This window comes from Ancylobacter pratisalsi (assembly GCF_010669125.1).
GTDB classification, from domain to species: Bacteria; Pseudomonadota; Alphaproteobacteria; order Rhizobiales; family Xanthobacteraceae; genus Ancylobacter; species Ancylobacter pratisalsi.
This window is the reverse complement of the sequence record NZ_CP048630.1, coordinates 580,054-603,756: the sequence shown is the minus strand read 5'-3', so window position 1 is coordinate 603,756 and position 23,703 is coordinate 580,054. Positions and strand designations below refer to the sequence as shown.

The following is a 23,703-nucleotide window of genomic DNA, read 5'->3' as shown; positions in this document are numbered from 1 at the left end:
GCGGCTTTCGGAAGGGCAAGCTTACGCTATCTTGGAACCGCGTCGACTATCGGGCAGGCGTTCACGACTGCGCGATTACGAGTGTGTGACAGGGATTTGGCCATGACTTCAGGAGGTTCCGGGCGACTTGACGATTTGGTGCGCTCGCTCGACGCGGGCACTGCGCGCGCGCTGCCGCCGATCGAACGCTGGAATCCGCCCGATTGTGGCGACATCGACATCCGCATCGACCGCGAGGGCGTGTGGTTTCACGAAGGAACCCCGATCCGCCGCCCCGCCCTGGTGAGGCTGTTCGCCTCGGTGCTGCGCGCGGAGGGCGAGCGTTACGTGCTGGTGACGCCGGTGGAGAAACTCGGCATCACGGTCGAGGACGCGCCGCTGCTGGCCGTCGAGATGGCGGTGGAGCCGTCGACGAAGGGCGAGCAACTGGTGTTCCGCACCAATCTCGACGACCTCGTCACCTGCGATGAGGACCACAGGCTGCGTTTCGACGATCAGCCGGGCGGCGCGGGGCCGCGTCCCTACCTATATGTACGTCGGGGATTGTGGGCGCGGCTGACGCGCCCGGTCTATCTGGAACTCGCCGAGCGGGTGGAAACGCGGGACGTTGGCGGGTGCGCGATGATCGGCGTCGCCTCCGGCAGCGCGTTCTTCGCGATGATGCCCGCCGCGGCGATGGAAGACATGAGCGAAGGGACCCGATGAGCGCCAGCCAGCCGAGCCGTACCGGAGCGAATTTCGCCGACGACATTCTGGATGCCATGCCTTCCGCCCCTCCCCATGACACGCCCGAAGCCGCCACCGGGGCCGGCGCGCCGCTTCCGCTCGACGATTTTCTTGTCCGCGCCCGCACCCGGCTGCTGGCGGAGCCCGACCTCTCGGGCGATCCACCACGCGGCGACCACGAACTGACGCCGGAATACCGCGTGCTAGTGGACGCGCTGCCGGTGCGGGCCGCGGCCGTGCTCATTCCCGTGATCGCCCGTCCGCGGCCCAGCGTTCTGCTGACGCTGCGCTCGGCGAACCTCAACAGTCACCCCGGCCAGATTGCCTTTCCCGGCGGGCGGATCGACCCGGAGGACACCGGCCCGCTCGACGCCGCGCTGCGCGAGGCGCACGAAGAGGTGGGGCTGGCGCGGGACCTCGTCACCCCGCTGGGCTATCTCGACCCGTATCTTACCCGCACCGGCTTTCGCATCGTGCCGGTGGTGGGCGTGGTGCGGCCCGAATTCGGGCTGGAGCTGAACCCGGACGAGGTGGACGAGGCCTTCGAGGTGCCGCTGGATTTCCTGATGAGCCCGGACAATCACCTGCGCGAGTCGCGGGAATCGCAGGGCCTGCTGCGCACTTTTCACGCCATGACCTATGAGCGCCGCCGTATCTGGGGCGTGACGGCGGGCATCCTTCGCAGTCTTTATGAACGGGTATATGGCTGATGCTGCGCGTTGCGATCGTCAACATTCTCCTGTTCCTGCTGCCCTTCGCGGCCTTCGCGCTCTATCTGCGCTTCGGTCGCCGGGTGGACACCATGCTGGCCGGCTGGTCGACGCGGGCGCTCATCGTCTGCACCGCGATCGCCGTGGTGCTGGTCGCCGGCAGTCTTTTCGTGTTCGCGGTCACCGGGCGCGGGCCGACAACGGGCGCCTATGTGCCGCCTGTCTGGAAGGACGGCGTGATGGTGCCGGGCCATATCGAATGAACCCGCTGCTTCAGCACCGGCCCGGCCTCGCGCGGGTGCTCGACGCGCTCAATGGCGCGGGCGAGGAAGCACGCATTGTCGGCGGCGCGGTGCGCGACTGGCTGATCGGACGCGGCGTGCGCTCCGATGTCGACATCGCCACGACCGCGCGGCCGGACGAGGTGACGCGGCGGGCGCGCTCGGCCGGGCTGAAGCCGGTGCCGACCGGCATCGAACACGGCACGGTGACGGTGGTTGCCGAGGGCGAGCCCTATGAGGTGACGACACTGCGCGAGGATGTGGAGACCGACGGGCGCCGCGCGCGCGTCGTGTTCGGCCGCGACTGGGCACACGATGCCGCGCGGCGCGACTTCACCATGAACGCGCTCTACCTGACCCGCAGCGGCGATCTGGTCGATCTGGTCGGAGGGGAAGCGGACGCGCGGGCGGGGCGGGTGCGCTTCATCGGTGATCCCGACACCCGCATCCGCGAGGATTATCTGCGGATCCTGCGCCTGTTCCGCTTCCATGCCGCCTTCGGCAAGGGTCCGCTCGATCCCGAGGCGCTGGCGGCGGCGATCCGCAACCGCGAGGGGCTGGGCCAGCTCTCGCGCGAAAGGGTGCGGGCGGAGACAATGAAGTTGCTGGTCGCCCCGCGCGCCGGCGAGACGCTGGCGCAGATGGACGCGGCGGGGCTGGTGGCGCTGGTCATCGGGGGCAGGGCGGATGTGCCCGCCTTCACGCGGCTCGCGCGGATCGAGGACGCGACCGGGCTCGGCCCGGACGGCGTGCGCCGGCTCGGCGCGCTGGCCGTGCACGGGGAGGCGGACGCTGCCGCCCTGCGGACGGCGCTGCGGCTGTCCAACGCCGAGGCGGCGCGTCTGGAAGCGCTGGCCGGGCCCGCGCCGACGCCCGCCATGTGCGAGAAGGGCCAGAAGGCCTTCATCTATCGCATGGGCCGGCAGACCTATCTCGACCGCGCGCTGATCGCCTTCGCGCGCTCAGGCGCGGCCCCGGACAATGAAGGCTGGCGCGCGCTGGTCGCGCTGGCGGTGGAGTGGGAAATCCCGGTGTTTGCGCTGCGCGCCGCAGACCTGATCGCGTGCGGCCTCACACCCGGCCCGGCCCTGGGCGCAGCGCTGAAGCGGGCCGAGGAAGCCTGGATCGAGGCCGGTTTCCCCGAGGCGCGCGGGGCGCTGGACGCGATCGCGGCGGAGGCGGCTGCGAAGGCGGGCGAGGGCGCGCGCGCCCTCACTCCGCCGCCGCGCTGATCTCGTCGGCGTCGAGGAAGCCGCCGGACTGGCGCTGCCACAGCCGTGCATAGAGCCCGCCCTTCGCCACCAGCTCGGCATGGGTGCCGATCTCGACAATGCGCCCGTGCTCCATCACCACCAGCCGGTCCATGCGCGCGATGGTGGAGAGCCGGTGCGCGATGGCGATCACGGTCTTGCCGGCCATGAGCGTGTCGAGATTGGTCTGGATCGCGGCTTCCACCTCCGAATCGAGCGCCGAGGTGGCCTCGTCCAGAATGAGGATCGGCGCGTCCTTCAGCAGCACGCGGGCAATGGCGATGCGCTGGCGCTGGCCGCCGGAGAGTTTCACGCCGCGCTCGCCGACATGGGCGTCGAGGCCGCTGCGGCCCTGCGGATCGGCCAGCGTGGCGATGAATTCGGTGGCGTGGGCGCGCGCCGCCGCCTCCAGTATCTCCGGTTCCCCGGCTTCCGGCCGGCCATAGCGGATGTTGTCGCGCATCGAGCGGTGCATCAGCGAGGTGTCCTGCGTGACCACGCCGATTCTCGCGCGCAGCGATTCCTGCGCGATGGTCGAAATATCCTGCCCGTCGACCCGGATACGGCCGCCCTCGGGGTCGTAGAAGCGCAGCAGCAGGTTCATCAGCGTCGACTTGCCCGCGCCCGAAGGCCCGACCAGCCCGACACGCTCGCCGGGGCGGATAACGAGATCGAGATGGTCGATGACGCCGGAGCCCTTGCCGTAATGGAAGGTGACGTCCTCGAAGCGGATCTCGCCGGCCTCCACCGCGAGCGCCGGCGCGCCGGGGCGGTCGAGCACCGTGTGCGGGCGGGCGATGGTGAGGATCGCCTCCTGTACCGTGCCGACATTCTCGAACACGCCGGTCACCACCCACATGATCCAGCCGGACATGTTGGTGATGCGGATGGCAAGTCCGGTGGACAGCGCGATGGCGCCGAGATTGATCGCCTCGATCGACCACAGCCACACACCGATGGCGCCGATCGAGCCCAGCATCACGCTGTTGAGCGCGCTGATGGTGAGCGCCATGCGGGTGATCTGGCGCTGCTGGTTCTTGAAGTCGCCCGTGTGCCGCTCCAGCGCGTCGCGCACATAGCTGTCCTCGCGGTCGCCATGGGCGAACAGCTTGACCGTCATCATGTTGGTATAGCTGTCGACGATGCGGCCGGAGAGCAGCGAGTTGGCTTCCGACGTCGTCTTGGACAGGTGGCGCACCTTCGGCACGAAACGCGACAGGGCGAAGACGTAGAACCCGATCCACAGCACCATCGGCGCGGCGAGGCGGATGTCGGCCTCGGCGAACAGGAACACCGCGCTCACCGCATAGACGCTGACGTACCACAGCGCGTCGATGACCTCGACCACCGAGCCACGCAGCGCCGGCCCGGCCTGCAGCACACGCTGCGCGATGCGGCCGGCGAAGTCGCTCTGGAAATAGCTCAGGCTCTGGCGCACCACCCAGCGATAGGACTGCCAGCGGATCAGGCTGCCCACATTGGCGGTGATCGACTGGCGCACCAGAAGGTCATGCAGCGCGTTGCAGACCGGGCGCGCGATCACCACCACGAACGCCATCCAGGCCAGCGTGCCGCCATGCTCGGCAAACAGGCTGCCCGGCGTCGAGGTCTGCAGCAGATCGACGATCTGGCCGATGTAGCGGAACAGCGACACCTCGACGATGGCGACCAGGAATGCCGCTCCGAGCGCGGCGACGAAGATCCAGCCGGTCTGGCGCACGAAGTGCCAGTAGAACGCCAGCAGCGATTCCGGCGGCCGCACGATGGGCGCGGGGCGGAACGGGTCGACGAGGTTTTCGAACCAGATGAGGATGCGCGTGAACATGGCAAGCCTTCTGCCGCGCCGATGCGGCGCCAGTGTGTCATCTGGCAAACGTGCGAACTAATCGTGAACAAACACGAGTCGCGGCCGCGGCACCAGCCGCATGCGCGGCGCGCGGTGCGCGCGGGGCGTCATCGTCCGGCTTCCCAGCGGAGGGTGGAAGAAGCTAGAAGCGGCCCCACAGGGAGAAAGTCGCCATGTCCTCTGCCGGAACGTCCTCTGCCGTAACATCCGCCCATGTGAATGACCGCAACGCGCCCGGCACCCCGATCGACCCCGCGACCCTGGAGCCGCGCAAGCGGGCGGCGCGCGACTGGTTCGAGGAACTGCGCAACCGCATCTGCGCCGCCTTCGAGACGCTGGAGGACGAGGCCCCCGACGCGCTCTATCCCGGCGAGGCGGGCCGTTTCGTGCGCACGCCCTGGAATCGTACCGACCACACCGGCGCGCCCGGCGGGGGCGGGATGATGTCGGTGATGCGCGGACGGGTGTTCGAAAAGGTGGGCGTGCACTGCTCGACCGTGCACGGCGAGTTCGCGCCCGAATTCCGCAAGCAGATTCCCGGCGCCGAGGAAGACCCCAACTTCCACGCCACCGGCATCTCGCTGATCGCCCACCTGACCAATCCGCATATTTCCGCCGTGCACATGAACACGCGCTTCGTGGTGACCTCGAAGGCGTGGTTCGGCGGCGGCGCCGATCTGACGCCGGTGCTCGATGCCCGGCGCAACCAGACCGATCCCGACACCATCGCCTTCCATGCGGCCATGCGAGGGGCCTGCGAGGGGCGGCACAATGTCGATTATGAGCGCTACAAGGCGTGGTGTGACGAGTATTTCTACCTGCCGCACCGGGCCGAGCCGCGCGGTATCGGCGGCATTTTCTATGACTGGCTGGATTCGGGCGACTGGGACGCGGACTTCCACTTCACCCGCGCGGTGGGCCTCGCCTTCCTCGACATCTACCCGGCGCTGGTGCGCGCCAATTTCCTCAAGCCCTGGAACGAGGCCGAGCGCGAGGAACAGCTCATCCGGCGCGGGCGCTATGTCGAGTTCAATCTGCTGCACGACCGTGGAACGGTGTTCGGCCTGAAGACCGGCGGCAATGTGGAATCGATTCTCTCCTCCATGCCACCGGTGGTAAAGTGGCCGTGAGCCGCGCCCTCAGTCAGGGAAACCGCCGGTCTGCCGGAGTGCCTCGCCCAGGATCATCGCGCCCGCCACGGCGACGTTGAGCGAGCGCGCTCCCGCTGCCATCGGCACCAGGATACGCGCCTGTGCCACCGCGTGGACCTCTTCGGGCACGCCGGCGCTCTCGCGACCGAGCAGAAGCACGTCGGTCGGGGCGAAGGCGAATGCGGCGTAGGGCACCGCGCCGCGCGTGGTGCACAGCACCAGCCGGCGCGCTTCCATGCCGCGCCAGAGCTCGAAAGCCGCGAAGCTGGCATGGCGGCGGATCGTGGCGCGGTCGAGATAGTCCATTCCTGCCCGGCGGAAACCGGCGTCGCCGACAGGAAATCCCGCCGGCTCGATGATGTGCAGCGACAGCCCGAAACAGGCCATGGTGCGGGCCAGCGTGCCGGCATTGGGCGCGATGTCGGGCTGGAAAAGTGCGAGGGCGAGCGTCATCGAATACCGGATCCTTCGGTCGGTGTCGGGCCGTGTTCGAGGACCCGTTGCCGCGGCGGGGCCCGCAAGCCGGTGGCCCCGCCGGCCCCCGGTCCTTTACCTAGGTGCCGATGGGCAGGCAAAAACAGTCGGGGGCAGGACGGACTGCCGCACTGCGTTCATCTGGACAAGGCGCGGTTCGGATGCAATTAGAGGCACTCGAAGGTAGGTCGACCATGCACAATGGGCCGGGCTGCCCTTACTGTCGCGAGCGTAATAACGTCGGCAGGAGGGCTTCGCGGCGGCAGGGTCAAGGGCTTGAGGGGAAAGGAAACCATCGTGGCAACAACCGGCACGGCGGAAACCACGCGCCGCGACTTCCTGTATCTTGCGACAGGTGCCATGGGCGCCGTGGGCGCAGCCGCTTTGGTATGGCCGTTCGTGTCCCAGCTGCAGCCCGACGCCTCGGTGCTCGCGCTGTCCTCCACCGAGGTGGATCTGAGCCTGATCGAAGAGGGCCAGATCGTCACCGTGAAGTGGCGCGGCAAGCCGGTCTTCGTGTGGAATCGCACCCCCGACGACATCACCAAGGCCAAGGACGTGCAGGTCTCGGCCCTGATCGACCCCATCGCGCGCAATGCGAATCTGGCCGCCGACGCTCCGGCGACGGACGAGAATCGCGCGGCGGAAGGCGAGGGCCGCGAGAAGTGGCTGGTGGTCGTCGGCATCTGCACGCATCTGGGCTGCGTGCCCATCGGCCATATGGGCGAATATGATGGCTGGTTCTGCCCCTGCCACGGTTCGGAATATGATTCGGCCGGCCGTGTCCGTCGCGGCCCGGCACCGGAAAACCTGGCCGTTCCGCCCTACCAGTTCGTGTCCGACACGAAGATTTCCATCGGCTGAGCCGACGACCAGGGAAACAGACAGATGAGCGGACACGCTACGTTCGAGCCGAAGAATCCGGCCCTGAAGTGGTTTGAGAGCCGGCTGCCTCTGGTCGGCCTGATCCATTCCTCCTTCGTTGCCTATCCCACCCCGCGCAACCTGAACTACTGGTGGACCTTCGGCGGCATTCTGTCGCTGATGCTGGTTTGCCAGATCCTGTCAGGCGTGGTGCTGGTGATGCACTACACGCCGCATGCCTCGCTCGCCTTCGACTCGGTCGAGCACATCATGCGCGACGTCTCCTATGGCTGGCTGCTGCGCTACATGCACGCCAACGGCGCGTCGATGTTCTTCATCGCGGTCTATCTCCACATGTTCCGCGGCCTCTATTACGGGTCCTACAAGGCCCCGCGCGAAGTGCTGTGGATCCTGGGCTGCATCATCTACCTGCTGATGATGGCGACCGGCTTCATGGGCTATGTGCTGCCCTGGGGCCAGATGAGCTTCTGGGGCGCCACGGTCATCACCAACCTGTTCTCGGCCATCCCCGTGGTCGGCCCGACCGTCGTCCAATGGCTGTGGGGCGGCTTCTCGGTCGACAACGCCACGCTCAACCGCTTCTTCTCGCTGCATTACCTGCTGCCCTTCATGATCGCCGGCGTCGTCGTGCTTCATGTGTGGGCGCTGCATGTGGTGGGGCAGAACAACCCGACCGGCGTCGAGCCGAAGTCGGCGAAGGACACGGTTCCCTTCACGCCCTATGCGACCATAAAGGACGCGTTCGGCATGGTGTGCTTCCTGATCTTCTTCGCCTGGTTCCTGTTCTACATCCCGAACTATCTGGGCCACGCCGACAACTACATCCCCGCCAACCCGCTGGTGACGCCCGCCCACATCGTGCCGGAATGGTACTACCTGCCGTTCTACGCCATGCTGCGCTCGGTGCCGGACAAGCTTGGCGGCGTGCTCACCATGTTCGGTGCGATCGTCGTGCTGTTCTTCGTGCCGTGGCTCGACACCTCGAAGGTCCGCTCGGGCGCCTATCGTCCGCTGTTCAAGCAGTTCTTCTGGATCTGGATCGCGGTGTGCATCGGCCTCGGCTGGCTGGGCTCCAAGCCCGCGGAGGGCGGCTATGTGATCGCCGGCCGCATCCTCACCGTGTGGTACTTCGCGCACTTCCTCATCATCCTTCCGCTGCTCGGCCTGTTCGAGAAGCCGAAGGCGGTGCCGGCCTCGATCACGGAGGCGGTGCTTGGCAAGTCCAAGGGCGCGGCCCCGGCCTCGGCCGGTGTCCAGGCGCCGCAGACGAAGGGTTGAGCGGAACATCATGAGCAACACCATGTCCTTCCGTTCCTCCCCGTTCCGCCTGCGCTCCCTCGCGCTTGCCTCGCTTGCCGCCGCGATGATGCTGACCGGTGGTGCCGCCATCGCCCAGGAAGGCCATGGCAGCCCCAAGCCGCACCGCGAGGACTGGACCTTCGCCGGGCCGTTCGGCCGCTTCGACCAGGCGCAGCTGCAGCGCGGCTTCCAGGTGTTCAAGGAGGTCTGCTCCTCCTGCCACAGCGCGCACCTGCTGGCCTTCCGCAACCTCGCCCAGGAGGGTGGTCCCGGCTTCACCGAGGCGCAGGCCAAGACGGTGGCCGAGACCTACCAGGTGCAGGACGGGCCGAACGACGCCGGCGACATGTTCGAGCGTCCCGGTCGGCTGTCCGATCACTGGCCCTCGCCGTTCCCCAACGAGCAGGCCGCGCGGGCGTCCAATGGCGGCGCCTATCCGCCGGACTTCTCGACGCTGGCCAAGGCGCGGACCTATGAGGTCGGCTTCCCGGGCTTCCTGATCGACATCGTCACCCAGTACCAGGAGCAGGGGCCGGACTACATCCACGCCCTGCTGAACGGCTACAAGGAAAACCCGCCCGAGGGCTTCACCCTTCCCGAGGGCGCGCACTACAATGAGTACTTCCCCGGCCACGCCATCAAGATGCCGCAGCCGATCGTCGACGGCCAGGTGACCTATTCCGATGGCACGCCCGAGACCGTGGACCAGTACTCGCGCGATGTGGTCGCCTTCATGATGTGGGTCTCCGAGCCGCATCTCGAAGCGCGCAAGCGTCTCGGCTTCCAGGTGATGATCTTCCTCATCATCTTCGCCGGCCTGCTGTACTTCACGAAGAAGAAGGTGTGGCGCAGCGTCGAGCACTGATCCTCGCGCGCCGACGACCGGACATGAAAAGGGCCCCGTTCGGGGCCCTTTTTTCGTGCGGTGCTGGCGTGGGCCGCGGGGTCAGAAGCGATAGTTCAGGCCCGCCCGCCACAGATGAAGCTTGGGCGGGGGATCGCCGAGATCGGAACCGATGAGGTCGACATAGAGATAGTCGACCTTCGCGCTCCAGTCGTCGGAGAGGGCGTATTCCGCGCCGCCGCCCGCGGTCCAGCCCGCGGTGAAGCCGCTGCCGCCATAGCTCGTGGAAGCGCCGTCGACCGGCACAAAGGCGCCCGAGGGCTGCTGAACCTCCAGGGTGCCGTCGCTCCCGCCCTCGACATTCGAGTAGGTGACGGCAACGCCGGCGGTGATGAAGGGCAGCACGCGGCCGAACGCATAGCCCATGCGCACACGCGCGGTGCCGATGAACGGCGTTTGCAGCCGTAGATGGCCGTTCGCGACCATGCGTTGCCCGGGGCCGAGCGCGCTGATTCCCGTGGCCGTGAGGTCGTCATCGAGGCCCGAATAGGAGAAGTCGGCCTCGACGCCGAGCAGCGAGCCGTCCGCGTAGTACGCGTTGTAGCCGACCGTCAGGCCGCCGATGAACGCGTCACGCCGCCCGTCACACAGGCCGCCGGAACAGGAGAACTGCTGGAACTGCGACTCGACGTCCGCGACGAGGGAGTCCCTGTCGATGACGCTGAAGGCCTTCCCGCCCTGCACGCCGACATAGAAACCGGACCAGTCGACACCCGAATTGGATACGCCCGCCATGTCCCCGGCCCATGCCGCCGGCACGGAAAGCAGGACAGCCACCAGGGCTGTTGATGCCGCTCCGATCGTTCCCATTTCAAAGCCCCCAATGCCCTATCGTCCGGCGTCCCCGCGCCCGCAATGGAATGCAGGTGCGGTGCCCTCGCGCCGTGATCGAGCCGTCCCCATCGCCGATCTCTGGCCGGCGCGCAAGAGCGCGTCGCCCGACATTTCGTTTACGCCTCGAGTCGCTCGACGAACATACAGTTCGTCACCTCGAACGTCGGGCGTCCCTGCGTGTCCGTTGCGCTCTCGCGGGTGAAGACGAGCCCCCATTCGGGCCGATTCGCGCTCGGCTTCTTGGCGACGATTTCGCTCTGGAATGTCAGCGTGTCGCCGGCAAGGACCGGGCGTAGCCATTTCAGGTCCTTGAAGCCGGGGGAGGGGCCGACGCGGGGCACCCTCTTGCCTTGGCGGCGCAGCGTCTCGTGCAGGCGGGTCTGGGCCTGCGCGCGGAGCCGGGCGGCAATGGCGGCGGTGTACCAGCCCGAGGCGGCGAGCCCGCCGAAATGGGTAGCGGCGCCCGCCGCTGCGTCGAGGTGGAAGGGCTGAGGGTCGAAGGCGCGGGCGAAGGCTATCATCTCCTCGGCATCGAAAGTGTGCGAGCCCAGCCGCGTCACCTCGCCGATCTCGATATCCTCGAAGAACAACATGCTCACCTCACGCGGGCCGGAAGCCGGGATTGCGCCGCCCGAACATGACGGTGCCGACCATGTCCATCATGACGCTGCGTTCGACATCGAGCAGCTCGAAGCGGAACTTCACCAGCCCGATATCGGGCCGGCTCTTCGAGGCCCGCGTCTCCAGCACATGGCGGCGCAGGCTCAGCACGGTGCCCGGATGCACGGGCCTGAGAAACCGCACCTCGTCGAGGCCGGGTGACCCCAGGCAGGAACTGGCGTTGAGGAAGCCATCGGCGGCCAGACGCATGAACACGCAGCACAGGTGCCACCCCGAGGCCGAGAGCCCACCGAGCCGCGTCGCCTCGGCGGCGGAATCGTCGAGATGGATGGGCGCGGGGTCATATTCGCGCGCGAAGGCGACGATCTCCTCGCGCCCCAACACATAGCGACCGCTGGTTGCCACGTGCCCTTCGTGGAAATCCTCCCAGAAATGCATCGCGCGTGTGTTGCCTCTCAGCGTCGGAAGGGTCAGAGGCCGATCTCAGGCGACAATCGGGCGGCGGTCAAGCGCGCCTTTTCGCAGGCGGTGAGAACCGATCAGGCCGAACTCCGCCGCGAGCCGGGCCTTGAGGTCGCCGCCGGCGGCTTCCAACGGGTGCCGGTTCCGGGTCGATTGCGCATGAAGGAAGCGGGCCGGTGGCCCAGTCGCGCTTGCGGCAGCGCATTGAATTCCGCGGGGGTGATGTACCGGCGCACGACACCGTCCAGCGCCGGCTGGACGCCGACGACGCGGCGCAGGGGCTCTCATGGAGCGGCTGACGGCGCAGATGCGCCGTCGCACGGGCGGCCTTCGAAGGGGGCGGGCAGGAGCAGGCGGCACCGGCGAGACAGGAGCGCGGGGCCGCCTCCTGTCAGTTGGCGAAGCGGAAATGCAGCACGTCGCCATCGGCGACGACATATTCCTTGCCTTCAAGACGCAGGCGGCCCGCGTCCCGCGCCCCGGCTTCGCCCTTGCCCTTGACGTAGTCGTCATAGGCGATGGTCTCGGCGCGGATGAAGCCCTTCTCGAAATCCGAGTGGATGACGCCCGCCGCTCCCGGTGCCTTGGTGCCGGCGGTGATGGTCCAGGCGCGGGCTTCCTTGGGGCCGACGGTGAAGTAGGTCACCAGTTTCAGCAGCTCGTAGCCGGTGCGGATGATGCGGTTGAGGCCCGGCTCCTCAAGGTCGATGGCCTCAAGGTAATCCTTCTGGTCCTCGGCCGGCAGCACCGCGATCTCGCTCTCGATCTTGGCCGAGACCACCACCGCCTTGGCGCCTTCCTCGGCGGCGCGGGCGAAGACTTCGGCGGAGAGCGCATTGCCTTCCTTGGCGGAGGCTTCCTCGACATTGCAGACATAGAGAACCGGCTTCGACGAGAGCAGGCCGAGCATGCGGAAGGTCTTTTCCTCCTCGGGCTTGACGTCGACGAGGCGGGCCGGCTTGCCGTCGCGCAGCAGCACCAGCGCGCGCGTCATCAGATCGAGCAGTTCCTTGGCTTCCTTGTCGCCGCCCTTGGCCTTCTTCTCCAGTGCGGCGGCGCGCTTTTCCAGGCTGTCGAGATCGGCCAGCATCAGCTCGGTCTCGATGGTGTCGATGTCGGAGATCGGCGCCAGCTTGCCCTCAACATGGGTCACGTCCGAATCCTCGAAGCAGCGCACCACATGGGCGATGGCGTCGCACTCACGGATATTGGCGAGGAACTGGTTGCCCAGGCCCTCGCCCCGCGAGGCGCCGCGCACCAGGCCGGCAATGTCCACGAATGTCAGGCGCGTGGGAATGATCTGCCCGGAGCCGGCGATCGAGGCGAGCGTGTCGAGCCGCGGATCGGGCACGGCCACATCGCCGACATTCGGCTCGATGGTGCAGAACGGGTAATTCGCCGCCTGGGCCGCCGCGGTCTGCGTCAGCGCGTTGAAGAGGGTCGACTTGCCGACGTTGGGCAGGCCGACGATGCCGCATTTGAAGCCCATGGTGCGATGCTCTTATGGCTCTGAACTGGTTGCCGCTGTGGTTAGGCAAGGGCGGGCGGCAGCGCAAGCGCGGCCGCCCGGCGGGCGTCATTTTGCTGCGGGGCCGGCCGGCTTTGGTGTGCCGATGCCGCGCGCGTCGAGATAAAGATGCAGACGGCTCTGGAACTCGTCGAGCCGGCGCGTGACGAGAAGTCCCGCCAGTTCCGCGCAGCCATCGCACACCGCGTCCACCCAGTCGCGCTCCGCCTTGGCAAAATCGCTGAGGACGTAATGGTGGACCAGTGCCTTGTCGCCGGGATGGCCGATGCCGAGCCGGACGCGCGGATATTCATTACCGCAATGGGCGGTGATGGAGCGCAGGCCATTATGGCCCGCATTGCCGCCGCCGATCTTGGCCCGCACCTTGGCAGGCGCGAGGTCGAGTTCGTCATGGAACACGAAAATGTCGCCGAGCGCGATCTTGTAGAAGCGCTGGGCTTCGGACACCGCCCGTCCGCTCTCGTTCATGAAGGTTTCCGGCAGGAGCGCGAGCACCTTCTGGCCCTCGATCTCGCCTTCGCAGGTTGCGCCCTGAAAGCGCCGGCGCCACGGCGTGAACCGATGGCGGCGCACGATCGCGTCGACCGCCATGAAGCCGATATTGTGCCGGTTGCCGGCATATTTCGACCCCGGATTGCCAAGGCCGGCGAAGAGGAACACAGCGCGTCTCCCGTCGCTCTGAAATGAGAAGAGCCGGAAGCGGGCTTCCGGCTCGGCTCTCGTGATGACCCGTCAGGTGGCAAAGCCTGAAGTCGATCAGGCCTTGGCGGCTTCGGCGGCCTCGGCGGCAGCTTCGTCAGCCTCGGCTTCCTTCAGGCCCGACGGGACCGTGATGGTGGCCAGCGTGTCGTCGCCATGGCCGGCCCAGGTCACACCCGCCGGCAGCTTGATCGCGGAGAGATGGATCGAGTCGCCGAAGTTGTAGCTCGTCAGGTCGATCTCGATCGCGTCCGGAATGGCTTCGGCCGGAACGTGGAGCGAGACGGCGTGGCTGACGATGTTCAGCGTGGCGCCGCCCTTGATCGCGGGCGCGGTCTCGGCATTGAGGAAATGCACCGGCACGTCGACGGTCAGCGTGGCGCCAACCTGCACGCGCAGGAAGTCGACATGGACGGGGTAGTCCTTGACCGGGTCGAGCTGGTAGTCGCGCGGGATCACCCGGTGCTTCTCGCCATCGACGTCGATGCTGAACAGGGTGGTCAGGAAGTGGCCCGCATAGATGATCTTGTTGATCTCGATGTGGTTCAGCGAGATGCCGACGGGGGGCTTGCCGTCGCCGTAGATCACGGCGGGGACGCGACCGGCGCGGCGTTCTGCACGAGCGGCCCCCTTGCCGACCTTCGTGCGGGCCTGCGCCTTCAGTTCCTTGATGGCGGTCATGGCTTGTCCTTACATGGTTGCAAAAGGAGAAGGCCGCTCGCGCGGCCCGATCCTCCAGTCTGGTTCGGTATGCCCGCGGCGCGCCTCCAGGGGTGCGGAAAGGCCACGGACGGCTGGGCTCATAGCAGAAGAAGCGTTGAGGGGCAATGTTCGGCGCCGCACGGCTGGCCGATTCGCTTCAGCCTCGCGGCGGCGCTTCGCGGCTCCCCCGCACGCACCGATCGCGAAGGCGCCAATGCCTCAGAACTTGCCGAGTACGCCGGCCTTGACGATGCCGTTGGGGGTGGCGTCCGGGGCCATCGAGCGCTGGACCGAGATGAAGCGCTGATAGGTGCCGAGCTTGCCGGTGAGTTCCACGCCCGTGGTCACGGCGGCGGAGTTGTTGACCTCGACCTTGGCGCCCAGCTTGTCGGCATCGAGCCCAAGCGGGGCAAGGGGAACGCTGTAGCTGCTGCCGACCGCGACATTGTCATAGAGCGAGGGCATGCCGGTGGAGGCGGAGGCGCCCAGCGAGCCCGTGCTGTAGACGGCGAGATTCTCCTGCTCGATGCCGATCCGCCCCTTGATCTCGCCGGAGCCGCCGCCTTCGCTGGTGGTGAGCGCCCCCGACCGGGGGGCGGACGCGCTGGCATTGGTCGAGACCGTCAGGCTGGCGGGACCCTGCTTCAGTTCCATGCGGGTCGGCAGCGTCGCCGACTTCGCCTTGGGCTTGTCGGACGGGCCGGAAAGCTGGCTGTAGGGCGTGGGAACGCCCTCGGGCAACGTCGGGGCGGTGGCGGCGCTGAGCGAGGACCAGACCGAGGCACGGGGCGCGGTGCCGAGGGGGTCGACCAGCGAGCCGTTGGACATCGCCGAAGGTTCGGTCGGCACCACAGGGGGCTCGCCTTCATCGGATCCGGCGATCGCCTGCTCGTAGGGGGAGGGCGGGTTGGTGGGCAATGGCGTGACGATGACGGCAATGCCGTTCCACGGACTGCCGTTCCACATCGTGCCGGTCTCGCCGGTGCCCTCCACCGACTGCGCGGAGGCAGGGCCGGTGAGCAGCAGCGCGAGCGTCGGCAGGGCCGCAAGACCCCACGCGCCGGCAGAAGCCCGGTTGATGCCTCGGTGCCGGCCGCGCCGTGTCGACGTCTGTCGCGCCGAACGCAGAAAGATCCGCGTCATGTCCTCAGTCCCGCCTCGATATGCGAGCGTGAAGGCTGAGGGAGAAGTGTGGAGCGATCATGGCGCACTGCACAACCGCGCAATTATTATTAGATGTGAGGTATTTAGGTGCCTTGAGGCCGCGTCGCTCAGTCGAACAGGCTGGACACGCTTTCCTCGTGGGCGGTGCGCCCGATCGCCTCGGCGAGGAGGCTGGCGATGGACACCACGCGGATATTGCGCGCGACCCGCACGGCTTCCGTGGGCTGGATCGAATCGGTGATCACCAGCTCCTTGAGGTTCGACGCGGTAACGCGCGCCACGGCGCCGCCCGAGAGCACGCCGTGGGTGATGTAGGCATGCACCTCCGTGGCGCCGCGCTCCAGCAGCGCGTCGGCGGCGTTCACCAGCGTGCCGCCGGAATCGATGATGTCGTCGACGAGGATGCAGCGCTTGCCCTCGACGTCGCCGATCACGTTCATCACCTCGCTCTCGCCCGGCCGCTCGCGGCGCTTGTCGACGATGGCGAGCTGGGCATCGATGCGCTTGGCCAGCGCGCGCGCGCGCACCACGCCGCCGACATCGGGCGAGACCACGGTGATGTTGCTGAGGTCAAAGCGCGACTTGATGTCCTGGACCATCACCGGCGCGCTGAACAGATTGTCGGTCGGGATGTCGAAGAAGCCCTGAATCTGCCCGGCATGCAGGTCGACCGTGAGAACGCGGTCGGCGCCGGCATGGGTGATGAGATTGGCGACCAGCTTCGCCGAGATCGGGGTGCGGCCGGAGGAGCGGCGGTCCTGACGGGCATAGCCGAAATAGGGCAACACGGCGGTGATGCGCTTGGCCGAGGAGCGGCGCAGCGCATCGATGATGATGAGCAGCTCCATCAGGTGGTCATTGGTCGGGAAGGAGGTGGACTGAAGGACGAAGACGTCCTTGCCGCGCACGTTCTCCTGGATCTCGACGAAGATTTCCATGTCCGCGAAACGGCGGACAACGGCGCGGGTCAGCGGGTTGTCCAGATAGACGCCTATCTCCTCCGCCAAGGGCCGGTTTGCATTGCCCGCGACGAGTTTGATCGACCCGTTTTTATTCGACATTTCCGGCGCGCTCCCACCGTGCACATCCCGCGCAGCCGTCTTAAGGCCGTCGCGCAGCCCTGATAGGCGGGCCGGCTGCCCCTGTAAAGCCGTCGTGAAGCAACGAAGCTGTGCAACAGCGCCGCGCCGCGTCAGGGATGGGCGGCAAAAGTAAGGGCGGAGGTCGGCACCTCCGGCGCTTGCGCGACCATGGTGCCGGGCATCGCGCCAGACGGCTCGGTGCTGGCGATGGGCGGCCCGTCATCGGTGCGCACGGCCGGCGGCGGACCGAGATCCTCGGGGGCGGGTTCGGCCGCGGCGTCGGGAGCCCCCTGAGGAACAGCGCCGGTCGGCTTCGGCGGCAGACCCTGGGCGAGGCGGGTGGAAATCTCGTCAAGGCTTTGAGCCGCGATCCGATTGACGGTGTCGCCGTCGACTTCCTTCCACACGTCCTTGCCGGGCCCGACATTCTCCGCACCGGCGACGCGCAGCACCCGCTGGCGGTCGGCATCGAACACGTCCCACACCCAGTCGACCGTGCCCTTGCCGTTCTCGACGCTGGCGGCGAGATAGCCGCGCACGCGATAGACCGGATCCGATTCACGCGAAACGACGCGGATCCTGCGCGCGTCCGCCTCGGTGGCGAGGCTGGCGACCAGCTTGTTGAACACGGCTTCCGGGGGGCCATCGATCGATTCGAAGGCGATGGGCTTGGTGCCGGTGGTGATGTCGGCACTGGCGAGCGGTCGACTTCCTTCGCCGGTCTGGCAGGCACCGAGCGCGAGCGCGGCAAGCAGTGCCGCGCCGGCCGGCATGTGCCGACGGATGCGCCGGCGGAAGCGATCGATCATCGAAACGTCCCCTGAGAGCCAGCCTCGCCGCGTGTCGCCACCCGGGAGGGGCAGTGCCGCAGCGTGTCGCCAGCGATCCGGGGCAAATGGTTAAAGAGAATTAACGATTAGGTCCAGAGGCGCGTCGGTCAGGCACTCATTACCGTTAACCGTCACCAGGAAGGTGCGGCCCAGGCACATGGCGGTTTCGCTCGCGCTGTCCATGAGAATCATGTGCGCGAACATCACCATGCCCTCCTCAAGCACCCACTGGTTGCCCGCGTAGAACATGGGCGGGTCCATCCAGGATGGCGTGAATTTGGCCCCGAGCGAATACCCGCAGGCCGCCAGCCGGTGCTCGGCGAGGCCGTGGCCATCCATCACATGGGCATGGGCGGTGAAAACGTCCCCTGCCGTACGGCCGGGGGTGATGGCGTGGGCGCAGGCTTCCATCGCCTGCCTGGCGGCGGCGAACAGCTCAAGATGGCGCCCGCGCGGCGGGCCGACCACCACGGTCTCCATCATCGCCGCATGGTAGTGGCGATAGGCGCCGGCCCATTCGAGCGTGATCTGGTCCTCGGAATCCAGCCGCCGCCGGCCGGATTTGTAGCGGCACAGCAGCGCGTCGCGGCCCGAGCCGATGATGAACTCGTTGCCCGGATAGTCGCCGCCGCCCTTGAAGACGGCGCCCTGCATGGCGGCGAGCACCTCGCCCTCGTCGACGCCGTCGCCAATAGTCTCGATCGCCGCGTCGCGGGCGGCCAGCGCGAGCTTCGCTGCCTCGCGGACATAGATGATCTCGGCCGCCGACTTGACCGCGCGCAGCCGGTCGACAAGCCCGGAGGCATCCTCCAGCGTGGCGAAGCCGTCAAAGGCGGCATCGAGCTTGCGGCCATTGGCGGCGGTCAGGCCGTAGCTCTCATACTCGACGCCGATCCGCCCGCCCGCGCCGCCCAGCGAGGCCACCATGTCGCGGAGCTGACTCTGGGGCGAGGCGTCGGCGCGGTCGGTCCACACCCGGATGTCCTCGATCAGCGAGGTGTGCTGCGCCTGTCTCATATCCGCCGAGCGGGTGAGCAGCGCCAGGCGGCCATCCGCGCCGAGCCACAGGCCCTGGAAGAAGCAGAAACCGAAGGTGTCGTAGCCGGTCAGCCAGTACATCGACTCTTGCTGGAACATCAGCAGTCCATCGAGCCGATGCGCGGCGATCTGTGTGAGCAGGCGTTCCTTGCGGCGGGCGAATTCGGGCGCGGTGAAGTGCAGCGTCATCTCGGTTCAGACCAGCGTGATGGCCGCGACAAGGCGCCCATAATCGGGTTCGCCGCGGTGGGTCGCTCGACGATAGCTGAAGAACCGCGCCTCGTCCGCATAGGTGTCGAGGCCGAGATCCTCCACCGTGCCGACGCCTGCCGCCTTCAGCCGGGCGGCGATGTAGCCCGGCAGGTCGAACATGGCGTGATGCGCGCGCGCGGAGGGAACAAGAAAGCGCTTATTGCCGTCCGCCAGCGCGGTGAAGCTGGCGATGAAATCCGGCCCGACCTCGTAACTCGGCTGGCGGATCAGCGGGCCGATGGCGGCCACGATCCGTTCGCGCCGGGCCCCCAGTGCCTCCATGCGGGCAAGGGTCGATTCAAGCACGCCGCCCACCGCTCCCTTCCAGCCGGAATGGGCCGCGGCGACGACACGGGCCTCGCCATCGGCGAACAGCACCGGGCCGCAATCGGCGATGGCGACGGCGGCGGCAATGCCCGGCGTCGCGGTGGCGACGGCGTCGGCCTTGGGGCGCTCGTCCCACGGCCGATCAACCACCACGCAGTCGCGCGAATGGATCTGCCAGCAGGTGAGCAGATGACCCGCCGGCACGCCGAGGGAAGCCTCCATCCGCGCGCGGTTTTCGGCCACATGGGTCGGCTCGTCGCGTGAGCCGGTGCCGCCATTGAGCCCGGCATAGATGCCGCCCGACACGCCGCCTTCGCGGGTGAAGAAGGCGTGGCGGATGCCGGGAAGCGCGGCAAGGGCGGAGGATTCGACCTTCATGTGGACATGTCCCTGAAAGCCTCGCCCGACGCGAAGCCGGCCGGGGTGTCGAGAAGAGGATGGGTGAGCACGAGGGCCTTGAACAGGGTGCCCATCTGCCCCTCGCCGGTGCCGGCAAGGCGGGCATGGGCGGCGTCGATGGCCCCGCGCGTCGGGGTGTCGGCGTTGCGCTTCAGCCGCTCGGCGCGGGCATCGAGGCCCAGCCTCTCGAGCAGGGCTCCCTGCGCGAGCGGACCATAGGCCAGCGCTCCGCCGCGGACCGCGGCGCGGGCGAGCGCGGAAAAATCGACATGGGCCGTGAGGTCCGCCTCGCCGGGATGGGCAAGCACGTCGTCAAAGGCATGCTGGCGCAGGGCCTGGAGCGTGTCGCCGAAACCGCCGCCATGGCCGTAGTCGATGAGCAGTGCCGCGCCGCCGCCGGTCCCGTCCTTCGCGGAGAGCCGCGCGCCCAGGCGCTGAGCGATCATGAGACCCGCCGGGCATATCTCCAGCAGGGCGCCGATCGGCGCCGCGTGCAGCAGGGCCTCGGCGCGCGGGTCGAGCCGGACACCGGGCCGCAGGCCGAAGGCGAGCGCGCCGTCCTCACTGAGGCCGACCATGCGTTCGGCGATGCCTTCATGGGTGCGCACGAACTGGCGGATCGGCAGGGCGTCGAAGAACTCGTTGGCGAGGAGGATCAGCGGTCCGGCGGGCAATTCGTCGACGGAGGGGGCCCAGCTCAGATCGAAACGCTGGAGCGTGTCCGCCTGCCGCGACCTGAGCCGGGGGGAGGCCTCGACCAGCACCACATGGGCGGCGTCACGAAAGCCGGGCACGCCCTGTGTGGCGCGCAGGACGTCCGCCATCATGGTCCCGCGTCCCGGCCCCAGCTCGGCGAGGACGAAGGAGGGTGGCGAGCCCAGCCGCATCCAGGTGTCGGCGGCCCACAGGCCAAGCAGCTCGCCGAATATCTGGCTGATTTCGGGGGCGGTGACGAAATCGCCCTCGGCGCCGAACGGTTCGTGGGTGGTGTAGTAGCCAAAGCGCGGATGGAGCAGGCAGCGCTCCATGTAGTCCGCCACCGTGATCGGCCCGGTCAGCGCGATCTCGCGGGCGATTTCCTGCGCCAGGGGCGTCGGCGACGGGGCGTTCATGCCGGCGTCCCGCTACCGAGCGCGGGACGGTGCCGCGCCCGCCAGATCATCCAGGCGCCCAAGGCGAGCATGGGCAGGGAGAGCACCATGCCCATGGTGACGAACCCGCCGGCCAGATAGCCGAGCTGGGGGTCCGGTTCACGGAAGAACTCGACGAAGATGCGCGCGCAGCCATAGAGCAGAACGAACAGGCCGGCGATCGTCCCCGGCCGCTTCAGGGCGCCGGCGCGGATCGCGACCTGCAGCACGAGGAAGATGGTGAGCCCTTCCAGGCCCGCCTCATACAGCTGGCTTGGATGCCGGGCGAGCGGTCCGCCATGGGGAAACACCATCGCCCAGGGCACATCGGAGGGGCGGCCCCACAACTCGCCATTGATGAAATTGGCGATCCGCCCAAGGAAGAGCCCGACCGGCACCACCGAGGCGGCGATGTCCAGCATCGAGACGAAGGACAGGCCGCGCCGCCGGGTGAACAGGTACATGGCGAGGATCGATCCGGCGAAGCCGCCATGGAACGCCATGCCGCCATGCCACACGGTGAGCGCTTCGACGGGGTGCTCGATGTAGTAGGGCAGGTTGTAGAACAGCACATAGCCGATGCGCCCGCCCAGGATGACGCCGAAGGCCACCCAGACGACGGCGTCGTCGAACTCTTCCGGCGCGATCGGCGCCTTGCCGCCCCACAGCGCGGGGCTGGCGCACAGTTTCTTCGCCAGCCACCAGCCGATGAGCAGGCCGGCGATATAGGCGAGCGCGTACCAGCGGATCGCGAACGGACCCAGCTCGATCAGGATCGGATCGATGCTGGGAAAAGGCAGGGCGAACAGCGGGGGAGCGAGCAGCATTGCGGAGTCTCGGCGGGGCTGGCGCGCCGGCGGCGCGGTGAATCAGGGAACGGCCCGCGACTCGGCACGTCCGGTGCGCATCGTCTCAATTGCCTCTCCCGCGTGACGGGATCAAGGCGTTCGCGTGCGCATCGCCTGTGCGTGCCGGGCCGCGAGGGCGGGTCCGCCCCTTGCAGAGGGTGTGCGCACGCCCCATTGTCCACCAAAAGGCGTGGCATTGTCCGCGCCCCAGTCGGAGAAGACCATGACCCAGACCACCGGCCGCATATTCGACGATTTCGCACGGCTGATGAACGACGCCGCGGGCGTCGCCACGGGCGTGCGCCGCGAGGCCGAGACGGTGATGCGCGCCCAGGCTGAGCGCGTGCTGCGCGAACTCGACGTTGTGACGCGCGAGGAATTCGAAACGGTGAAAGACCTCGCCGCCGCGGCGCGCGAGGAAAACGAGCGCCTGAGCGCACGCATCGCCGCGCTGGAAGCCCGGCTCGGGACGACGGAACCGCCGGATTCTCTCGGTTGAACCGACCCTTGTGGATGCATTTTGCCGCTTGCGTTTTCAACCCTTGCGGCAATGACGCGAATCCCGACACCTTGGTGCACGGCCTTCCAGCCGGAAGGCCGGCCAAGCAGCGCCCGAGGGGCACGATACGGTCAGGACCGCACGCAGGGCGCTTGTCGCGAGCCATTCCATCGCGCGCCACGCCCCGCAGCGTTTCTTCATTCCTGGCACGTCGATCCGTTTCGCGCCCATTCTTGCGAGGTCCAGCATGACCTATACTGACTTCGAAACCGACACTCGCCTCAATCCGCTTGATCAGATCGAGCGGATGGCGGCGCTCAATGAATGGGCTTTCGAGCGGTCGGCGGAAGACGAGATCACCATCTCCCTGGAAGGCCGGTGGACCGACTGCCATGTGTCGTTCCAGTGGATGGATGAGGTTGAAGCGCTCCACGTCGCCTGCGCCTTCGACCTCAAGGTGCCGGAAAAACGCAAGACCGAGGTCCTGCGCCTGCTCTCGCTGATCAACGAGCAGATGTGGATCGGCCATTTCGACCTGTGGTCCAAGGAAGGCGTGATCATGTTCCGTCACGCCCTGCTGCTGGCCGGTGCGGAGGCCACCGACCGGCAGTGCGAGGTTCTGATGGAATGCGCCATCGAGGCCGTCGAACGCTATTTCCCGGCTTTCCAGTTCGTGGTCTGGGCCGGAAAGACCGCGCGCGAGGCGATGGACGCGACGCTGTTCGAGACCGTCGGCGAGGCCTGACGCCCCCATGACGCGGGCGGACGCTGACGGCCCTTCGGCCGCGGCAGCCGCCCGCGCTCCCCTCGTGAACCCCTCCCCATTGCCAAAACCGCGGGCCCCCGGCACAAGTCCGGGCACGTTGGTGTGAAGGCACCCGCGCCGGGGGCGCGTGGGCTTCAGGAGGGATGATCATGGCCACACTTTCCGACATTCCCGGGCGCGTCATGCTGGTCGGTGCCGGCAAGATGGGCGGCGCCATGCTGGAAGGCTGGCTCGACCTCGGTCTGGAACCGGCGAAGGCGGCCGTCATCGATCCCGGCCCGCCGCCGGAGGTCGCCAGCATGCTGGCCGCGCGCGGCGTGGCGCTGAACCCGCTCAATGGTGGCCCGCCGGCCGTTATGGTGCTGGCCGTGAAGCCGCAGGTGGCGCCCGACGTGCTCGCCCGCGTCGCCCCGCTCGCCAGTCCCGATACGCTGATCGTCTCCGTCATGGCGGGCCGCACGCTCGGCTTTCTCGAAGCGGCCTTCGCACCCGGACAGCCCGTGGTGCGCTCGATTCCCAACACGCCGGCCGCCATCGGCCGAGGCGTGACCGTCGCCGTGGCCAATGCGGCGGTGAGCGAGGGACAGGCCAGCATCGCCGATGCGCTGCTGCGCGCCACGGGCGGTGTCGAGTGGGTCGAGGACGAGGCGCTGATCGACGTTGCCACGGCCGTTTCCGGTTCCGGTCCGGCCTATGTGTTCCTGCTCGCCGAGGCGCTGGCGGCGGCGGGCGCGCAGGCTGGCCTGCCCCCCGACATGGCCGACCGGCTGGCGCGCGCCACCGTTTCCGGCGCGGGCGAACTGATGCGGCGTTCAGGCATCGACCCGGCGCAGCTTCGTCGCAATGTGACGTCACCCAATGGCACCACGGCGGCGGCTCTTGCGGTGCTGATGGACGAGGAACGCGGCTTCGGCCCGCTGCTCGCGGATGCGGTCGTGGCGGCGGCGCGCCGCTCGCGCGAGCTTGCGGGGTAACGCCGGCTTGCAGCGGATCGCC

At 67.9% G+C, this 23,703-nt stretch carries 26 protein-coding genes; 11 read left to right on the top strand and 15 right to left on the bottom strand.

What is annotated here, in order from left to right:
* The first annotated feature begins 102 nt into the window (after positions 1 to 102).
* The 4 genes from G3A50_RS03005 to G3A50_RS02990 are packed head-to-tail and all read left to right on the top strand — an operon-like array spanning position 103 to position 2,949.
* On the top strand, positions 103 to 705 hold the full coding sequence (locus tag G3A50_RS03005; protein WP_163073875.1) for a DUF1285 domain-containing protein: 603 nt from the start codon (positions 103 to 105) through the stop codon (positions 703 to 705).
* A gap of 56 nt (positions 706 to 761) precedes the next feature.
* The gene (locus tag G3A50_RS03000) at positions 762 to 1,436 is read left to right on the top strand and encodes a CoA pyrophosphatase (protein ID WP_425483494.1); all 675 of its coding nucleotides are present in this window, start codon (positions 762 to 764) and stop codon (positions 1,434 to 1,436) included.
* Positions 1,436 to 1,699, top strand: a complete 264-nt coding sequence (locus tag G3A50_RS02995; RefSeq protein WP_163073874.1) for a DUF6111 family protein — start codon at positions 1,436 to 1,438, stop codon at positions 1,697 to 1,699. Before G3A50_RS03000 ends, G3A50_RS02995 begins: the two co-directional genes overlap by 1 nt.
* Positions 1,696 to 2,949 carry a CCA tRNA nucleotidyltransferase gene (locus G3A50_RS02990; RefSeq protein WP_163073873.1) on the top strand — a complete coding sequence of 418 codons (1,254 nt, stop codon included), beginning with the start codon at positions 1,696 to 1,698 and terminating at the stop codon, positions 2,947 to 2,949. The genes G3A50_RS02995 and G3A50_RS02990 overlap by 4 nt, the downstream gene beginning before the upstream one ends.
* Here the strand turns inward: G3A50_RS02990 and G3A50_RS02985 are convergent.
* A complete protein-coding gene (locus G3A50_RS02985) occupies positions 2,930 to 4,792 on the bottom strand; it encodes an ABC transporter ATP-binding protein (protein WP_163073872.1) in 1,863 nt (620 codons plus the stop codon). The two genes, G3A50_RS02990 and G3A50_RS02985, sit on opposite strands and share 20 nt — an antisense overlap.
* A gap of 194 nt (positions 4,793 to 4,986) precedes the next feature.
* On the opposite strand from G3A50_RS02985, the gene hemF reads away from it, so the two are divergent.
* Complete coding sequence (gene hemF / locus G3A50_RS02980) at positions 4,987 to 5,943, top strand: oxygen-dependent coproporphyrinogen oxidase (protein WP_425483437.1); 957 nt, start codon at positions 4,987 to 4,989, stop codon at positions 5,941 to 5,943.
* 9 nt (positions 5,944 to 5,952) lie between these two features.
* Here hemF and G3A50_RS02975 read toward each other — a convergent pair whose 3' ends face one another.
* Positions 5,953 to 6,417 (bottom strand): tRNA (cytidine(34)-2'-O)-methyltransferase, encoded by a 465-nt coding sequence (locus tag G3A50_RS02975; protein ID WP_163073871.1) that lies wholly within the window; start codon positions 6,415 to 6,417, stop codon positions 5,953 to 5,955.
* A gap of 318 nt (positions 6,418 to 6,735) precedes the next feature.
* On the opposite strand from G3A50_RS02975, the gene petA reads away from it, so the two are divergent.
* The 3 genes from petA to G3A50_RS22905 are packed head-to-tail and all read left to right on the top strand — an operon-like array spanning position 6,736 to position 9,487.
* Positions 6,736 to 7,302, top strand: coding sequence for a ubiquinol-cytochrome c reductase iron-sulfur subunit (gene petA / locus G3A50_RS02970; protein ID WP_163073870.1), 567 nt, complete (start codon positions 6,736 to 6,738; stop codon positions 7,300 to 7,302).
* Positions 7,303 to 7,326: 24 nt separating this feature from the next.
* Positions 7,327 to 8,601: a cytochrome b gene (locus G3A50_RS22910; RefSeq protein ID WP_163073869.1), complete on the top strand. Its 1,275-nt coding sequence runs from the start codon at positions 7,327 to 7,329 to the stop codon at positions 8,599 to 8,601.
* A 10-nt stretch (positions 8,602 to 8,611) separates the two neighbouring features.
* The gene (locus G3A50_RS22905; RefSeq protein ID WP_163073868.1) at positions 8,612 to 9,487 is read left to right on the top strand and encodes a cytochrome c1; all 876 of its coding nucleotides are present in this window, start codon (positions 8,612 to 8,614) and stop codon (positions 9,485 to 9,487) included.
* 81 nt (positions 9,488 to 9,568) lie between these two features.
* On the opposite strand, the gene G3A50_RS02955 is transcribed toward G3A50_RS22905, so the two are convergent.
* The 13 genes from G3A50_RS02955 to lgt all read right to left on the bottom strand — a co-directional run bounded on the left by G3A50_RS02955 (position 9,569) and on the right by lgt (position 21,421).
* Positions 9,569 to 10,336 carry an outer membrane protein gene (locus G3A50_RS02955; RefSeq protein WP_163073867.1) on the bottom strand — a complete coding sequence of 256 codons (768 nt, stop codon included), beginning with the start codon at positions 10,334 to 10,336 and terminating at the stop codon, positions 9,569 to 9,571.
* A 140-nt stretch (positions 10,337 to 10,476) separates the two neighbouring features.
* The gene (locus G3A50_RS02950) at positions 10,477 to 10,953 is read right to left on the bottom strand and encodes a MaoC family dehydratase (protein WP_163073866.1); all 477 of its coding nucleotides are present in this window, start codon (positions 10,951 to 10,953) and stop codon (positions 10,477 to 10,479) included.
* 7 nt (positions 10,954 to 10,960) lie between these two features.
* Positions 10,961 to 11,386, bottom strand: coding sequence for a MaoC/PaaZ C-terminal domain-containing protein (locus tag G3A50_RS02945; RefSeq protein ID WP_246252085.1), 426 nt, complete (start codon positions 11,384 to 11,386; stop codon positions 10,961 to 10,963).
* Between the two features lie 448 nt (positions 11,387 to 11,834).
* Positions 11,835 to 12,932: a redox-regulated ATPase YchF gene (gene ychF / locus G3A50_RS02940; RefSeq protein WP_163073864.1), complete on the bottom strand. Its 1,098-nt coding sequence runs from the start codon at positions 12,930 to 12,932 to the stop codon at positions 11,835 to 11,837.
* Between the two features lie 87 nt (positions 12,933 to 13,019).
* The gene (pth, locus tag G3A50_RS02935) at positions 13,020 to 13,631 is read right to left on the bottom strand and encodes an aminoacyl-tRNA hydrolase (protein ID WP_163073863.1); all 612 of its coding nucleotides are present in this window, start codon (positions 13,629 to 13,631) and stop codon (positions 13,020 to 13,022) included.
* Between the two features lie 96 nt (positions 13,632 to 13,727).
* Positions 13,728 to 14,351 carry a 50S ribosomal protein L25/general stress protein Ctc gene (locus G3A50_RS02930; protein ID WP_163073862.1) on the bottom strand — a complete coding sequence of 208 codons (624 nt, stop codon included), beginning with the start codon at positions 14,349 to 14,351 and terminating at the stop codon, positions 13,728 to 13,730.
* Between the two features lie 240 nt (positions 14,352 to 14,591).
* Entirely contained in the window at positions 14,592 to 15,515 is a 924-nt protein-coding gene (locus tag G3A50_RS02925) for a hypothetical protein (RefSeq protein ID WP_163073861.1), read from the bottom strand.
* 128 nt (positions 15,516 to 15,643) lie between these two features.
* Positions 15,644 to 16,597, bottom strand: a complete 954-nt coding sequence (locus G3A50_RS02920; RefSeq protein WP_163073860.1) for a ribose-phosphate pyrophosphokinase — start codon at positions 16,595 to 16,597, stop codon at positions 15,644 to 15,646.
* Between the two features lie 131 nt (positions 16,598 to 16,728).
* A complete protein-coding gene (locus G3A50_RS02915) occupies positions 16,729 to 17,427 on the bottom strand; it encodes a hypothetical protein (protein WP_163073859.1) in 699 nt (232 codons plus the stop codon).
* A 90-nt stretch (positions 17,428 to 17,517) separates the two neighbouring features.
* Positions 17,518 to 18,675, bottom strand: coding sequence for a M24 family metallopeptidase (locus G3A50_RS02910; protein ID WP_163073858.1), 1,158 nt, complete (start codon positions 18,673 to 18,675; stop codon positions 17,518 to 17,520).
* 6 nt (positions 18,676 to 18,681) lie between these two features.
* Positions 18,682 to 19,443 (bottom strand): peptidoglycan editing factor PgeF, encoded by a 762-nt coding sequence (gene pgeF, locus G3A50_RS02905; RefSeq protein WP_163073857.1) that lies wholly within the window; start codon positions 19,441 to 19,443, stop codon positions 18,682 to 18,684.
* Complete coding sequence (locus tag G3A50_RS02900; protein WP_163073856.1) at positions 19,440 to 20,576, bottom strand: class I SAM-dependent methyltransferase; 1,137 nt, start codon at positions 20,574 to 20,576, stop codon at positions 19,440 to 19,442. Before G3A50_RS02900 ends, pgeF begins: the two co-directional genes overlap by 4 nt.
* Positions 20,573 to 21,421 (bottom strand): prolipoprotein diacylglyceryl transferase, encoded by an 849-nt coding sequence (gene lgt, locus G3A50_RS02895; protein WP_163073855.1) that lies wholly within the window; start codon positions 21,419 to 21,421, stop codon positions 20,573 to 20,575. Before lgt ends, G3A50_RS02900 begins: the two co-directional genes overlap by 4 nt.
* A gap of 244 nt (positions 21,422 to 21,665) precedes the next feature.
* Here lgt and G3A50_RS02890 point away from each other — a divergent pair, with 244 nt between their 5' ends.
* From G3A50_RS02890 to proC, 3 genes are all read left to right on the top strand, one after another.
* Positions 21,666 to 21,941, top strand: a complete 276-nt coding sequence (locus G3A50_RS02890; RefSeq protein WP_163073854.1) for an accessory factor UbiK family protein — start codon at positions 21,666 to 21,668, stop codon at positions 21,939 to 21,941.
* Between the two features lie 247 nt (positions 21,942 to 22,188).
* Complete coding sequence (locus G3A50_RS02885; protein WP_163073853.1) at positions 22,189 to 22,686, top strand: type III secretion system chaperone family protein; 498 nt, start codon at positions 22,189 to 22,191, stop codon at positions 22,684 to 22,686.
* Between the two features lie 170 nt (positions 22,687 to 22,856).
* Positions 22,857 to 23,681 carry a pyrroline-5-carboxylate reductase gene (gene proC, locus G3A50_RS02880; protein WP_163073852.1) on the top strand — a complete coding sequence of 275 codons (825 nt, stop codon included), beginning with the start codon at positions 22,857 to 22,859 and terminating at the stop codon, positions 23,679 to 23,681.
* Positions 23,682 to 23,703 lie beyond the last annotated feature (22 nt).

Bases quoted from the DNA above. Each gene is read 5' to 3' on its own strand.
- pgeF (WP_163073857.1), bottom strand. From the start codon at position 19,443: ATGAAGGTCGAATCCTCCGCCCTTGCCGCGCTTCCCGGCATCCGCCAC.
- G3A50_RS02985 (WP_163073872.1), bottom strand. From the start codon at position 4,792: ATGTTCACGCGCATCCTCATCTGGTTCGAAAACCTCGTCGACCCGTTC.
- G3A50_RS02885 (WP_163073853.1), top strand. From the start codon at position 22,189: ATGACCTATACTGACTTCGAAACCGACACTCGCCTCAATCCGCTTGAT.
- G3A50_RS02950 (WP_163073866.1), bottom strand. From the start codon at position 10,953: ATGTTGTTCTTCGAGGATATCGAGATCGGCGAGGTGACGCGGCTGGGC.
- hemF (WP_425483437.1), top strand. From the start codon at position 4,987: ATGTCCTCTGCCGGAACGTCCTCTGCCGTAACATCCGCCCATGTGAAT.
- G3A50_RS02955 (WP_163073867.1), bottom strand. From the start codon at position 10,336: ATGGGAACGATCGGAGCGGCATCAACAGCCCTGGTGGCTGTCCTGCTT.
- G3A50_RS02925 (WP_163073861.1), bottom strand. From the start codon at position 15,515: ATGACGCGGATCTTTCTGCGTTCGGCGCGACAGACGTCGACACGGCGC.
- G3A50_RS03000 (WP_425483494.1), top strand. From the start codon at position 762: ATGCCTTCCGCCCCTCCCCATGACACGCCCGAAGCCGCCACCGGGGCC.
- G3A50_RS02990 (WP_163073873.1), top strand. From the start codon at position 1,696: ATGAACCCGCTGCTTCAGCACCGGCCCGGCCTCGCGCGGGTGCTCGAC.
- G3A50_RS02915 (WP_163073859.1), bottom strand. From the start codon at position 17,427: ATGATCGATCGCTTCCGCCGGCGCATCCGTCGGCACATGCCGGCCGGC.
- G3A50_RS02890 (WP_163073854.1), top strand. From the start codon at position 21,666: ATGACCCAGACCACCGGCCGCATATTCGACGATTTCGCACGGCTGATG.
- G3A50_RS02910 (WP_163073858.1), bottom strand. From the start codon at position 18,675: ATGACGCTGCACTTCACCGCGCCCGAATTCGCCCGCCGCAAGGAACGC.
- G3A50_RS02975 (WP_163073871.1), bottom strand. From the start codon at position 6,417: ATGACGCTCGCCCTCGCACTTTTCCAGCCCGACATCGCGCCCAATGCC.
- lgt (WP_163073855.1), bottom strand. From the start codon at position 21,421: ATGCTGCTCGCTCCCCCGCTGTTCGCCCTGCCTTTTCCCAGCATCGAT.
- G3A50_RS03005 (WP_163073875.1), top strand. From the start codon at position 103: ATGACTTCAGGAGGTTCCGGGCGACTTGACGATTTGGTGCGCTCGCTC.
- G3A50_RS02930 (WP_163073862.1), bottom strand. From the start codon at position 14,351: ATGACCGCCATCAAGGAACTGAAGGCGCAGGCCCGCACGAAGGTCGGC.
- ychF (WP_163073864.1), bottom strand. From the start codon at position 12,932: ATGGGCTTCAAATGCGGCATCGTCGGCCTGCCCAACGTCGGCAAGTCG.
- proC (WP_163073852.1), top strand. From the start codon at position 22,857: ATGGCCACACTTTCCGACATTCCCGGGCGCGTCATGCTGGTCGGTGCC.
- G3A50_RS22905 (WP_163073868.1), top strand. From the start codon at position 8,612: ATGAGCAACACCATGTCCTTCCGTTCCTCCCCGTTCCGCCTGCGCTCC.
- G3A50_RS02900 (WP_163073856.1), bottom strand. From the start codon at position 20,576: ATGAACGCCCCGTCGCCGACGCCCCTGGCGCAGGAAATCGCCCGCGAG.
- G3A50_RS02920 (WP_163073860.1), bottom strand. From the start codon at position 16,597: ATGTCGAATAAAAACGGGTCGATCAAACTCGTCGCGGGCAATGCAAAC.
- G3A50_RS22910 (WP_163073869.1), top strand. From the start codon at position 7,327: ATGAGCGGACACGCTACGTTCGAGCCGAAGAATCCGGCCCTGAAGTGG.
- G3A50_RS02995 (WP_163073874.1), top strand. From the start codon at position 1,436: ATGCTGCGCGTTGCGATCGTCAACATTCTCCTGTTCCTGCTGCCCTTC.